This is a genomic window from Streptomyces sp. NPDC014764, from assembly GCF_043082785.1.
GTDB classification, from domain to species: Bacteria; Actinomycetota; Actinomycetes; order Streptomycetales; family Streptomycetaceae; genus Streptomyces; species Streptomyces althioticus.
In genome coordinates this window covers 306,401-319,238 of the sequence record NZ_JBIBXY010000004.1, presented here as the reverse complement: position 1 = coordinate 319,238, position 12,838 = coordinate 306,401, and the positions used below count along the sequence as shown (strand labels likewise).

The window sequence follows — 12,838 nt, the reverse complement described above, 5'->3', positions numbered from 1 at the left end:
CACCTGGCGGGGGCTACCGCTCGGCGGCCTCCACCTCCACCGGTGCGGTGGTCCCGGAGTCGGCGTCCGGGCCGACGGCCTTGGCCGGGCCCGCGTTCGCCGCCAGGACCAGCGCCGCGACCGCGGCGAGAGCCGCGACGAAGCCTCGGGCGTAACGCTCGGTGGGGCGGATGCGTTGCAGCACGGCGACCTCGCAACAGCGACGGGTTAAGCAGGTTTAATTCGCGGTTTAACCTAGGGGCTGTCCGACGCGAACGGCAAGGGGCACTGGGGGAGTTGGCATGGGGGAACGGGACGAGCCGGGCACGATCGGGCGGCGGGTGCAGCAGCTGCGCGTGGCGCGCGGACTGACACAGAAACAGCTGGCGGAGCCGGTGTACACCCCCGCCTACATCTCCACCCTGGAGGCCGGCCGGGTGCGCCCTTCCGACGACGCGCTGCGGCATCTCGCCGAGCGGCTCGGAGTCGAGTTCGACGAACTGGCGACCGGGCGTTCGGCGCGCCGGGTGACCGAACTGCGGCTGCGGCTGACCGAGGCGCAGCGGGCCCTCGCCGTCGGGGAGGCGGAGACGGCGGTGGGGCAGTACACCGCGCTGCTGGCCGAGGCGGAGGCGCAGGAGCTGCCGGAGGAGCAGGCCGCCGCGCTGCTCGGACTCGGCGAGTGCGCGCTGGACACCGGCGAACTCACCGACGGGCAGAGGTACTTCGAGGAAGCAGAGGCGCGGCTGGCGGACGCCCCGCTGCCGGCGCGGGTGCCGGCGCTGCGCGGCCGGGCCGTCGCGCACTATCTCGCGGGGGAGCTGCGGTACGCGGTGTACCTGCTGGAGAGCACGATCGACGAGCTGAACCGGGGCGGGCTGCACGACCCGGACGCGCTGCTCCTGCTGTACGCGAGCGTCATCGGGCCCTACATGGACATGGGCGCGCACGCGCGGGCCGCGCAGGCGGCGGAGTTCGCGCTGACGCTGGCCCCGCAGTCCGGCGACCCGGCGCTGGTGGCGCGCATGCACCGGTCGGTGGCCCGCACGCTGCTCGCCGAGGGGCGCCTCGCGGAGGCCGACGCGTCGCTGGCCAAGGCGGCCGAGCTGTACCGGGGTCTCCAGCTGCGCACCGAGCTGGCCAACTGCCACTGGATGCGCGGCTACGTGTACGCGCAGAACGGCGAACTGGAACGGGCCGAGGCGGAGATGCGGGAGGCGCTGCACATGCTGTCCGCGGCCCGCGCGACCCTGTACAGCAGCCAGCTCACCGTCGAACTGGCCGACGTGCTGCACCGGCGCGGGCGCTCCGAGGAGGCGGCGGAGCTGCTGCGGGACGTGCTGGGCGGGCTCTCCCCCGAGCGGGGCGCGGTGCACGCGGCGGCCGCGCACCGGCTGCTCGGCATCATCGCGGAGGACGCCCGCGACACGGACCGGGCGGAGGAACACTTCGTGCGCGCGCTCAGCCTGCTGGAACGCGCGGGCGCGGCGGGCGACCTCGCCGACCTGTGCCGCCTCCTCGGCGACCTCCTGCGCCGCACGGGCCGGGTGGAAGCGGCCCTGGACGCCTACCGCACAGGCCTGGGCCACCGCACGGCCCCGGGCACGACCACCCTGGGCCCGGCGCCCGCCCAGCCCCCGGTGTGAACGGCGGGCGCGCGCGCCGGCAGGACGGTCGACGGCGCAGCGCCTCAACAGGGGGGATGCGGGTGTTCGTCCTGTGGGTACTCCAGGACCGGCCCGTTCCGGTCGGCCCGGCGCGGTACGGGACGGCTTGGGATCGACCATGACCGAGGTCCGGGTTTCGGAGTGGGGCGAGACGGGTAACCGGGGCTCACTTCCGGGGAGAACGGCTCGAAGGAGGCGGTGGGCGTGTGGCCCGGGGACGACCCGGGGGGTGAGCCGGACGACGACGAGCGGGTGCTCGCCGCGATCACCGCGCAGGTGCGCGGCGCCGGGCCGGCCGCCGTGCCCGGTCGGCTGTGCGCGGTGGCCGTGGACCTGCTGCCCGTGGACGGCGCGTCCGTGTCGCTGCGCGGCGACAGCATGCCCCTCCAGCTCGCCGCGTCCGGCGGTCGCGCCGCGCGTCTCGCGCAGCTCCAGGCCACCCTCGGTGACGGCCCCTGCCACCACGTGCTGCGCACCGGCACGCCCGTCCTCGCCCGCGACCTGGAGGACGGCTCCTGCGCCGACCGCTGGCCCGTGTTCACGCAGCAGGCGCTCGGCTCCGGCGTGCGCGCCGTGTACGCGCTGCCCCTCGGCTCCACCGCCGTGTGCGTCGGCACCCTCGACCTCTACCGCGCCTCCCCCGGCAGCCTCAGCGCGCACCAGCTGCACGTGGCGCTGCTGGTGGCCGGCGTCATGACCGTCGCGCTGACGGATCTGCCGTACGACGCGCGGGACGCCGGTGACGGCTGGCTCAGCGGGCTGGCCGCCGACCACGACCGGGTGCACCAGGCGGTCGGCATGATCATGGCCCAGCTCGGCGTGGGCGCCGACGAGGCCCTGGCACGGCTGCGCGGCGACGCGTTCGCGCACGACCTGACCGTGCTGGAGGCGGCCCTGGACGTCGTCGCCCGCCGGCGCCGTTTCGACATGCCTTGATCGCCCGGCCGTGGATTGCCCGACCGTGGTCATCAAGTGCCGTGGACGGCCTAGGCTTTGCGGCCATGGACATAGCCATCCTCTTCTGCACCTGTGTCGTGGTCCTCGGTGTCGCCTCGATCCAGAGCCAGCTGACCCGCTCGGACCGCCGCGTCGCCCGCGTGGAGCGCAAACTCGACACCGTCATGCGGCACCTGGGCCTGGAGGATGAGGTGCCGAGGAAGGACGAGATCCTCGCCCTCGTGCGGGACGGCAAGCAGGTGCAGGCGATCAAGCTGTACCGCGAGGCCACCGGCGCGGGCCTGGTCGAGGCCAAGCAGGCCGTCGACGCGATGAGCTGAGCGCGGGCCCGGGCCTCAGAGGCCCTTCGCCCCACGGCCCGCGTGGCGCCGCGACCAGCGGCCCCCGCCTCCACGCGGCACGCCCGCCGGTGCGCGCGTGCGGCGGGAGACGAGGGCCGGCCCTCGGCCCCTCGGCGGCGCCGGACACGTGGTCGCTGCCCTCCGCGTCGCAAGCTCACCGAAGCGCACGTGCGAAGGCGCGTGGGGGGACGGCCTCATGGTCTCCACGGCGGCGGCGTAGCCTTCGGCGGTGCCGGACAAGGCCTCGCCGGAGCCAGCGCGGCACGCCTGCCGGAGCGCGCGTGCGGCGGGCGGGTGGGGACGGCGCTCGGCCCCACAGCCCTTCGAGCCTTCGGCGGCGCCGCACAAGTGGTCGCTCCCCCCGGCGCCGCCCGCCAGCCCGTGCGTGCCACGGGCGAGTGGGGCACCGCTCCCTGTGCCCCTTGGCCTTCGGCCTTCGGCCTTCGGCCTTCGGCGGCGCGGCCCTCGGCGGTGCCGGACAAGGCCTCGCCGGATTCCGGGTCGCCCGCGCACCGAACCGCGCGGGCCGCGCCCGTGGCGGGGTGGCTGGGACGTCGGCCCCGGCCATGGCGGCACCGTCGCCCCGACGGTGTCGTCACCTCAGACCTGCAGCCGCCCCTGTCGCGCGACCTCCGCGAGCCGGTCCGCGCCGAGTTGGGTCATCGCCTGGGTGACCTCGGCCCGCACCTCGCCGAACCCGCCGTTGGTGAGGACGATCGTGTCCTCGCCGACGCGGAGCGCCGCGAGGTCCACGGTGAGCCGGGCCGGGGCGGCGTCCGGTCCGCCGCCGGTCAGCGTCACCCGCAGCGCGGCGCGGGCGTCCCCGGCGGTGTCCGGCAGCGGCAGCTCCGTCACCTCGACGTCCTGCGCACCGGACCGGGCGGTCCTCGCCCGGAACCGCGCGCACTTCTCGGGCAGCGTGCGCAGCCACTCCAGCGCGCGCTCCACGTCCTCCGGCCCGTGCGCGCCGACCTGCTCGCGCAGCTGGGTGCCCTCGGCGGTGTCGTCGAGGGTGACCGAGGCGCGCGGCCCGGCCGGCGCGCCGAACGGCTCCTCCGTGTAGAGGACCTCCAGCAGCCGCCGGCAGTCACCGTCGTCCGCGGTCGCCTTCAGCGTGCCGTCCCGCCACAGAGCGGGCCCCTGGGCGGCGGCCCACGCCGGGCCCAGGTCCGCCTCGGTGATCAGCGCGGCCTTCAGCTGCTCGTCGTTCAGCACGGGCGTGGACCGCCCCGGCACCGCGGAGGACGACGCCGTCGCCGAAGGGGAGGGCGACGTCGCGGCGGGCGGCTCGGACACCCCCTGGGGCAGCGCCCGCGGCACGTCCCGCTCGTAGGCCACGCAGGCCGCCGTGATCAGCAGGACGGTGACCGACAGGGCGGAGGCGACGAGAGTGCGGGCGCGGGCAGGGGCGCGGGTCATCGGGATGCCTCCTGGGGGCCGGGCCGTCCACGGGACGTGGCGGTCGTGGTGGACGTGCTCCTACGGCACCACCGGCACAGTCCTCCCACCAGCGCGGCGAGCCGTCCGGGTGAGCGGCCCGCACGCCCGTCGCCGGCGCCGCGAAAACCGCGTGCGCCCGCCCGCCGCCCGTTGCTACCGTCCGCGCCATGCAGCGCGCCCACGTGTTCCGCACGACGACGCCGGAGACCGTCCCGGCGCGCTGACAGCTGACCACTGACGAAGCCCCGGGGCGAGTGCCCCGGGGCTTCGCCGCGCGTGGTGCTCGCCTCCCGACCTCCAGGAGGACACCGTGCGCGACCTCGACCACCGACGCCTCGGCCGTGAACTCGGTCTGTTCGACACCGACCCGCTGATGGGCGCGGGCCTCCCCTACTGGCTCCCGGACGGCGCCGTCGTACGGCACACCCTGGAGGAGTACGTCCGTGAGGCGGAACGCGCGGCCGGCTACCGGCACGTGTACTCGCCCGTGCTCGGCAAGCGCGAGCTGTACGAGCTCTCCGGGCACTGGGACCACTACCGCGACGACATGTACCCGGCGATGGACGTGGGCGGGGAGCAGATGCTGCTGCGTCCCAGCCTGTGCCCGCACCACGCCCTGATCTTCCGCTCCCGCACCCGCAGCCACCGCGACCTGCCGTACCGGATGGCCGAGCTGGGCGGCATGTACCGCTCGGAGCGGTCCGGCGTGCTCGGCGGGCTGACCCGGGTGCGGGCCATCCAGCTGAACGACGCGCACATCTTCTGCACCCCGGACCAGGCCGTCGAGGAGGCCGCCGGGGCGCTCGCGCTCATCTCCCGCGCCTACGCGGACCTGGGCATCCGTGCCTCCCGGCACCGGCTGTCGCTGCCGGGCGGCGGCGGGAAGTACGTTTCCGACCCGGCGCTGTGGCGGCGGGCCACCGCGCTGCTGCGCGAGGTGCTGGACGCGTCCGGCGTCCCGTACGAGGCCGTCGAGGGTGAGGCGGCCTTCTACGGCCCGAAGATCGACGTGCAGATCACCGATCCGGCGGGCCGTGAGTCCACCCTGTCCACCGTGCAGATCGACCTCCACCAGCCGGAGCGCTTCGGCCTGCGCCACATCGGGCCGGACGGCGCCCGGCACCGGCCGGTCATGGTGCACCGCAGCGTCATCGGCAGTGTGGAGCGGGCCGTCGCGCATCTGCTGGAGGAGCACGGCGGAGCCTTCCCGCCGTGGCTCGCCCCTCTGCAGCTGGTGGTGCTGCCGGTGGGCGAGGAGCAGGAGGAACACGCCCACGCCGTCGTCCGGGAGGCGGCCGCGCTCGGTCTGCGGGCCGAGGTGAGCGGCCCGGCCGAGGGCAGTCTCGGCGCCCGGGTCCGCCGGGCGCGGCTGGTGCCGTACCAGACGGTGCTCGGGGCGAGGGAGGCCCAGGACGGCCTGCTCGCCGTGCGGCTGCGGGACGGACGGCGGCCCGGCGTGCTGCCGGTGGCGGAATTCCTGCGACGCGTCGAGGGGCGGGTGCGCGCACGCGGGACCGCGCTCTGGGAGCCCGCGTAAGGTCGACGGGCAGACCTCGCCCGAAGAAGGAGTCCGTCGTGGCCAACGGCCGGCAGCAGGTCCCGGTGATCATCGACTGCGACACCGGCGTCGACGACGCCCTGGCCCTGCTGTTCGCCGTACGGCACCCCGGGATCGATCTGCGGGCCGTCACCTGCGTCGCCGGGAACACTGACGTGGACGGCGTCGTCCGCAACACGCTGACCGTGCTGGAGCGGGCGGGAGCGGCGGACGTGCCGGTGGCGCGGGGCGCCGCGCGTCCGCTGATCGAGGCGCCGCGCTCCGCCCGCCACGTCCACGGCCACGACGGCATGGGCGACCTCGCGCTGCCCGCCCCGCGCCGCACCCCGGTGGACGCGGACGCGGTGACGCTGCTGCGCCGCGAGATCCTCGCCTCGCCCCGCCCGGTCACGCTCGTGCCGACCGCGCCGCTCACCAACATCGCCCTGCTGCTGCGGACGCACCCCGAGGTGACCCGCAACATCGAGCGGATCGTGTTCATGGGCGGCGCGGCGGGTGCCGGGAACGCCACGCCGGTGGCCGAGTTCAACGTGTGGCACGACCCGGAGGCCGCCGCGATCACGCTCACCGCGGGCGTGCCGATCACCATGTACGGGCTGGACGTGTTCACCCGGGTCGTCGTCCCCGGCGACGACGTGCGGCGGCTGCGCGCGAGCGACGAACCGGGCGCCCGGCTGGCCGGCGACCTGCTCGCCCACCGCCCCGCCCACCCGGGCAGCCGTCCCGACGACCCCGGCGAGGACTCCGGCGGCCTCGGCGACGCGGGCGCGCTGTGCGCGGTCGCCGACCCGGAGGGGCTGACCACCCACCGTCTCCCGGTCGAGGTGTCCCTGGCGCCCGGCCCGGCGCGCGGCCAGACGATCGTCGACCGCCGCCCCCGCATCGGGGAGTCGGAGCTGCACGAGGGCACCCGCGAGCAGACCCTGGTGGACGTCGGTCTGGACGTGGATGTGCAGCGCTACGTGAAGCTCTACCTGACGACGGTCGAACACGTCACGCCCTAGTCGGACGCCGGTTCGACCTAGGGGCGCCCGGCGGACGTGCGGTCCGCCACACCCGGGGGGAATGGCACCCCGTTACCGGTGCGTTCGCTTTTACGGTGTTCTGGTCAGTTTCTCCGCCGGTACCCGCACACCCAGAGGAGACCCCGCGTGACCGACCGCCCCACCGCGCCCGACCCCCGGCCGCCGCACCCCGCCCCCGACGCCACGCCCGACCTCTCCTCCCGCGACCCCGACTGGTGGCGGCAGGCCGTCGTCTACCAGATCTACCCCCGCAGCTTCGCCGACGCCGACGGCGACGGCCTGGGCGACCTGCGCGGCATCACGCGGCGCCTCACGCACCTGTCCGCGCTGGGCGTCGACGCCCTGTGGCTCAGCCCGTTCTACCCGTCCGAGCTGGCCGACGGCGGCTACGACGTCGCCGACCCGCGCGACGTCGACCCGCGCCTGGGCACCCTCGACGACTTCGACGCGCTGGTCCGCGAGGCGCACCGGCTCGGACTCAAGGTGATCGTCGACATCGTCCCCAACCACACCTCCCACCAGCACGTCTGGTTCCAGGAGGCGCTGCGGGCCGGGCCCGGCTCCCCGGCCCGCGACCGCTACGTCTTCCGCGACGGCCGCGGCGAGAGCGGCGAACTGCCGCCCACCGACTGGCAGTCGGTGTTCGGCGGCAGCGCGTGGCAGCGGGTGCCGGACGGACAGTGGTACCTGCACCTGTTCGCGGCCGAGCAGCCCGACCTGAACTGGGACCACCAGGACGTCCGCGAGGACTTCCGCACCACGCTGCGCTTCTGGTCCGACCGGGGTGTGGACGGCTTCCGCATCGACGTGGCGCACGCCCTCACCAAGGACCTCGAGGAGCCGCTGCGCGACCTCGGCGACCACGCGGCGGGCGGTGAGGCGGCGCTCGTCGACTTCGCGCCCGGCACGCACCCGTTCTACGACCGCGACGAGGTGCACGAGGTCTACCGCGACTGGCGGAAGATCTTCGACACCTACACCCCGCCGCGTACGGCCGTGGCGGAGGCGTGGGTGCCCGGCGCGCGGCGCGCCCTGTACGCCCGCCCGGACGAACTGGGCCAGGCCTTCAACTTCGAGTACCTCGAAGCCGCGTGGGACGCGGACGAACTGCGCCAGGTCATCACCGACTCGCTGGCGACCGCGCAGGCGGCCGGCGCCTCCGCCACCTGGGTGCTGTCCAACCACGACGTGGTCCGGCACGCCTCCCGGCTGATGCTGCCGCCCGCCACGGACACCAACGCCTGGCTGCTGTCCGGCGGCAACGCCCCCGCCGTCGACCCGGAGGCGGGACTGCGGCGGGCCCGCGCCGCCACCCTGCTGATGCTGGCGCTGCCCGGCTCGGCGTACGTCTACCAGGGCGAGGAGCTGGGTCTGCCCGAGGTCGCCGACCTGCCCACGTCCGTCCTCCAGGACCCCATCTGGGAGCAGACCGGCCACGTCCGCAAGGGCCGTGACGGCTGCCGCGTCCCGCTGCCGTGGACCACGGCCGGCCCGTCGTACGGCTTCGGAGCGAACGGCGCGTGGCTGCCGCAGCCGCCGTCCTTCGCCGCGTACGCCGTGGAGGCGCAGGACGGGGTGGAGGGCTCCACCCTGGAGCTGTACCGGAAGGCCCTGCGTCTGCGCCGCAAGCTGATCGACGGCGAGACGCTGAGTTGGGCGGAGGAGACCCCGGAGGGTGTCCTCCAGTTCGACCGCGGGAACGGCTGGCGCTGTGTGACGAACCTGTCCACCGAGCCGGTCCCCCTCCCGGCGGGCGAGGTCGCCCTCACCAGCGCCCCGCTGTCCGGCGGCCACCTGCCCCCGGACACGACGGTTTGGCTGACGCGCTGAGGTGACGGAGTCGGCGGCGCGTCCGCGGCGCGGGTGACGGGTGACGGGTGACGGGTGGCGGGTGGCGGGTGGCGGCACGGTGCCGGTGCCGCCACCCTCCCGGTCTCACGGATCGTGACCCGTTCACGTGTCCGGCGTCCCGCCGGCGCACGGGCACCGTCGAACGGCCGGACGGCTCGTGCCCCGGGGACCGCGGCCGCGAGGGCCGGGCCCCGTGGCGGGGAAGCCCGCCACCCGGACGGGGGCCGTGGGCGGGCGGGTGGTGAGGGGTGCCCTCAGAGTCGGTCGCAGGTGTGTCCGACGTCCGCCGTACAGGGAGCCCGTCCGCTATGAACAGGTCCGGCAAGGCAGCGGCCGCCGTGTTGACGGCTGCCGGGGTTCTCACCGGCGGGTGGGCGGCCGCCGGACCCGCGTCCGCCGTCGAGGGGACCGCCCCGCCGCCGCGCGAGCGGGTGCTCTGGGGTTCCGTGACGATCCCGCCCGGGCGGGACGGCATCGTCGAGGCGTCGGGGCCGTCCGGGTCCGCCCTCGGATTCGGCTCCAGCCTGACGCTGAGCGCCCCGGCCGGGGCCAAGGTCACCGCGGTACCGCTCACCGCCGCCGGCTACCGGGGCGAGGTGGCCGCCGACGGCCGCAGCGCCGCGTACACGGCCACGTCGGCGGAGGGCCCGTGGCGGACGGGGACCTTTCCCTTCGTGCTGGCGGTGCCCGCCGACGCCGTGCCGGGGACCCGGCTCGGCGGATGCGTGCTGCGGCTCGCGGACGCGGGGGGTACCGAGCGGGCGAGCGGGGGGTGCCAGGTGACGGTGGGGTTGCCGTCGCCGGTGCTGTCCCGGCCCGAGTCGGGGGTGCCGCTGGGCCACCGGCCGGCCGCGTCGGGCACGGCGTACCCGGGGGCGCAGGTGACGGTGTCCGACCAGGACGGGAACGAGGTGTGCGTGGACACGGCGGGAGCCGACGGGGTGTGGAGCTGCGCTCCCGGCGGTGACCTGCCCGCCGGGGCGAACCGGCTTCAGGCGACGGCGACGATGAACGGCGTGTCGGCGTCGGGCGAACAGATCCAGATCACGGTGGGTTCCCCCGCCCCGGAGCAGGCCCCGGCGGCGCCCGCTGTTCCGGCCCGCTGAAAGGTGCCGCTTCCGAATCTGACGTCGCGCAGTTCCCCACGCACCTTCTAGGGCGCGGGCGCGGGGAACTGCGCGAACGGCAGGGCAGGGTGCGACGCCCTGAATCCCGCCCGCCGGGACCGGCAGGTCAGACGTGCCCGGGTCCGCCACTGCCGAACGCCCCGCTGGACCCCGGCAGCCACCGTTTCCTCTGCTGGTCCTTACCGGTCCTGGTACTCGCATGATGCAGCTCGTACGGCATGAGCCGTGAACCGCTGCGAGGCGTGAGAGGTATCTCGTCGGGCTCACGCATCTCCCGCATCTCGCGTACCGCGCCGCCGTCCGGAAGCCTCGGCTGTTCGTCGGGCTGGGGGCGCGGGGACTCCTGGTCCATGTACCGCATTCCCGCGCGCACGGCCCAGACCAGGCCACCTGCCACGATGATGCCGCCGACGAAGGCCGCTGCCACGGCCCACTGGTGGGTGTCGGCGGCCAGCTGTACAAGCGTTGCCGTGTTCATGTTTCCGAGTATGGACCAGGAAATGTGATAAAGCTCCTGCGATGTCCGAATTGGGCCGCAGTCCCCATTCGGCTCTTCCGGAAGGCGGCGCCCGGCACCGGGTGGCAGGCTGCGGCCAGAGGGAAGGCCGGGACGGGCCGTCGCGTCCCCACGTGTGCAGCTCGGGGCCCGGCCCCGGCCTTCCCGTCTCCGTCCCGCCGCTACACAGTCGTCCGCCCGGCGACCGGCTCCCGCGCCTCCGCCGCCCGGCCGGAAGCGGCGTCACCGTCGAGCCGGGGCGCGTCCCGGAACAGCTTCCCCGGCCACCAGAACCACCGGCCGAGGTCCAGCGCCAGCGCCGGCACCATGACCGTGCGCACGAGGAACGTGTCCAGCAGGACGCCGATGCCCACCAGCACGCCCATCTGCGCCATCGTCACCAGCGGCAGCCCGGCGAACACCGCGAAGGTGGCCGCCAGCACCACACCGGCCGAGGTGATCACCCCTCCGGTGCTGGTCAGGCCCTCCAGGACACCCCGCGTGACGCCGAGCCGCGCGGTCTCCTCCCGTACCCGGTGCATGAGGAAGATGTTGTAGTCGATGCCCAGGGCCACCAGGAACACGAAACCCATCAGCGGGATCGACCAGTCGACGCCCGCGTAGCCGAGGACGTGTTCGAAGAGCAGGTTGGACGCGCCGAGCGCCGCGAGGTACGACACCACCACGGTGGCCAGCAGCAGCACCGGCGCGACCAGCGCCCGCAGCAGCCCGATCAGCACGGCGAGGACGACCAGCAGCACCACGGGCACCACGGTGGTCAGGTCCCGGTCCGCGGCGCGCGCGGTGTCCAGGCTCTCAGCGGTGGTCCCGCCGACCAGGGCGTCCGCGCCGTCCACCGCGTGCACGGCCGTGCGCAGCGCGTCGACGGTGTCCTTGGCGGCGTCGCTGTCCGGGGCGTCCTCCAGCACCACCGACAGCATGGTGAGGGAGCCGTCCGGCGTGCGGTCGCCGCCCGGCTCGACCCGGGCCACGCCGTCGACCCCGTCCGCGGCGGTCCGCACCTCGCCCGCTGCGGCGGTGCGGGTGACGATCTGCGCGGGGTCGGAGGCGCCGGACGGGAAGTGCTCCGAGAGCCGCTCCTGCGCGACGACGGACTCGGGCTTGTCCTGGAACATCTGCGACTGGGTGAGGCCCAGGGAGATCCCGGCCGTGGACAGCGCGAGCACCCCGGTGACGGCCACCGACATCAGCCACGACCGGCGCGGACGCCGCGCCACCAGGGTGCCGGTCCGGGACCAGACCGTGTGCTCCTTGCGCGTGGGCGTGCCGAGGCGGGGGACGAACGGCCAGAACACCCAGCGCCCGGCGAGCACCAGCAGTGCGGGAAGCACCGTGACCATGGCGAGGAACGCGCAGACCACGCCGACCGCGCCGACCAGGCCCAGCGAACGCGAGGAGTTGATGTCGGCCAGTGCGAGGCAGGCGAGGCCCACGGCGATGGTCCCGGCCGAGGCGAGCACGGCAGGTCCTGAGCGGGTGAGGGCGATCCGCATGGCCCGGTGCCGGTCCTCGTGCCGGTGCAGCTCCTCGCGGTAGCGGGCGATGAGCAGCAGCGCGTAGTCGGTGCCGACGCCGAAGACCAGCACCATCAGCACGCCCGCGCTCTGCGGGTCCACCGGCAGCGAGGCGTGCCTGGCGAGCAGGTAGGTGGACGCCTGGGTGAGGACGGCGGCGAAGCCGACCGACAGCAGCGGGAACAGCCACAGCACCGGGCTGCGGTACGTGATCAGCAGCAGGGCGGCCACGACGAGTCCGGTGGCGATCATCAGGGTGGCGTCGAGGCTGTCGAACACCGCGACGCTGTCGGTGAGGGAGGCGGCGGGTCCGCCGACCTCGACGTCCGTGCCGGGCGGGGCGTTGGCGCCCGCGATGTCGCGCAGGGCGTCGACGGTGTCGGTGACCTCGTCCTCCGTGTCCAGCGGGACCACCGTCATCAGCGCCTCACCGTCGTCCGACGGCACCGGGCCGGTGATCCGCTGCCCCTCGGCGGTGAACCGGTCGAGGGCGGAGCGGTCGGCGTCCGCCGCCTCCCGGGCGCCCGCCCCGGTGTACACGACGACCACGGGCATGACCGTGTCCGTACGGAACTTCTCCAGTTCCGTGTTGACGCGGGCGGACTCGGCGCCGTGCGGAAGGAAGGCGTTGCTGCTGGTGTCCTCGACGTCGCCGAGCTTCCCGGCCAGCGGGCCGAGGGCGACGGCGACGATCAGCCAGGCCGCGAGCACGGCCCACTTCCCGCGGCGCCCGCCGGGCGCACGCGCGATGCGCTGCAACAGGGCGCGCATGAGTACTCTCCTTGGTGTGAGGCGCACCGCCGGCCGGTGACGGCCGGCGCGGGGCGCACGGATCCCGCACCACGGCGCTCAGGGTGTGACG

Annotated in this window: 11 protein-coding genes; 7 read left to right on the top strand and 4 right to left on the bottom strand. The window is 75.0% G+C overall.

Annotation, left to right across the window (positions count from 1 at the left end; genetic code table 11):
- Positions 1 to 13: 13 nt before the first annotated feature.
- Positions 14 to 184 (bottom strand): hypothetical protein, encoded by a 171-nt coding sequence (locus ACF1AG_RS13340; protein WP_359600505.1) that lies wholly within the window; start codon positions 182 to 184, stop codon positions 14 to 16.
- 97 nt (positions 185 to 281) lie between these two features.
- Between ACF1AG_RS13340 and ACF1AG_RS13335 the strand changes: the two genes are divergently transcribed.
- The 3 genes from ACF1AG_RS13335 (at position 282) to ACF1AG_RS13325 (ending at position 2,923) form a co-directional block, all read left to right on the top strand.
- Positions 282 to 1,625 (top strand): helix-turn-helix transcriptional regulator, encoded by a 1,344-nt coding sequence (locus ACF1AG_RS13335; protein WP_359600507.1) that lies wholly within the window; start codon positions 282 to 284, stop codon positions 1,623 to 1,625.
- Positions 1,626 to 1,844: 219 nt separating this feature from the next.
- Positions 1,845 to 2,582 (top strand): GAF and ANTAR domain-containing protein, encoded by a 738-nt coding sequence (locus ACF1AG_RS13330; protein ID WP_359600508.1) that lies wholly within the window; start codon positions 1,845 to 1,847, stop codon positions 2,580 to 2,582.
- A gap of 65 nt (positions 2,583 to 2,647) precedes the next feature.
- Positions 2,648 to 2,923 carry a hypothetical protein gene (locus ACF1AG_RS13325; protein ID WP_387795953.1) on the top strand — a complete coding sequence of 92 codons (276 nt, stop codon included), beginning with the start codon at positions 2,648 to 2,650 and terminating at the stop codon, positions 2,921 to 2,923.
- 621 nt (positions 2,924 to 3,544) lie between these two features.
- On the opposite strand, the gene ACF1AG_RS13320 is transcribed toward ACF1AG_RS13325, so the two are convergent.
- Positions 3,545 to 4,363: a hypothetical protein gene (locus ACF1AG_RS13320; protein ID WP_387795951.1), complete on the bottom strand. Its 819-nt coding sequence runs from the start codon at positions 4,361 to 4,363 to the stop codon at positions 3,545 to 3,547.
- Between the two features lie 331 nt (positions 4,364 to 4,694).
- On the opposite strand from ACF1AG_RS13320, the gene thrS reads away from it, so the two are divergent.
- The 4 genes from thrS (at position 4,695) to ACF1AG_RS13300 (ending at position 9,924) form a co-directional block, all read left to right on the top strand.
- On the top strand, positions 4,695 to 5,921 hold the full coding sequence (gene thrS, locus ACF1AG_RS13315) for a threonine--tRNA ligase (protein WP_387795950.1): 1,227 nt from the start codon (positions 4,695 to 4,697) through the stop codon (positions 5,919 to 5,921).
- A gap of 38 nt (positions 5,922 to 5,959) precedes the next feature.
- On the top strand, positions 5,960 to 6,946 hold the full coding sequence (locus tag ACF1AG_RS13310; protein WP_359600512.1) for a nucleoside hydrolase: 987 nt from the start codon (positions 5,960 to 5,962) through the stop codon (positions 6,944 to 6,946).
- Between the two features lie 147 nt (positions 6,947 to 7,093).
- The gene (locus ACF1AG_RS13305; protein WP_391809757.1) at positions 7,094 to 8,797 is read left to right on the top strand and encodes a glycoside hydrolase family 13 protein; all 1,704 of its coding nucleotides are present in this window, start codon (positions 7,094 to 7,096) and stop codon (positions 8,795 to 8,797) included.
- 329 nt (positions 8,798 to 9,126) lie between these two features.
- Entirely contained in the window at positions 9,127 to 9,924 is a 798-nt protein-coding gene (locus tag ACF1AG_RS13300) for a carboxypeptidase regulatory-like domain-containing protein (protein ID WP_391809756.1), read from the top strand.
- A 127-nt stretch (positions 9,925 to 10,051) separates the two neighbouring features.
- Here the strand turns inward: ACF1AG_RS13300 and ACF1AG_RS13295 are convergent, their stop codons facing one another.
- Both ACF1AG_RS13295 and ACF1AG_RS13290 read right to left on the bottom strand, forming a co-directional pair.
- Positions 10,052 to 10,423 carry a DUF6479 family protein gene (locus ACF1AG_RS13295; RefSeq protein WP_391809755.1) on the bottom strand — a complete coding sequence of 124 codons (372 nt, stop codon included), beginning with the start codon at positions 10,421 to 10,423 and terminating at the stop codon, positions 10,052 to 10,054.
- Positions 10,424 to 10,623: 200 nt separating this feature from the next.
- Positions 10,624 to 12,747 (bottom strand): MMPL family transporter, encoded by a 2,124-nt coding sequence (locus tag ACF1AG_RS13290; protein WP_359600520.1) that lies wholly within the window; start codon positions 12,745 to 12,747, stop codon positions 10,624 to 10,626.
- Between the last annotated feature and the right edge of the window lie 91 nt (positions 12,748 to 12,838).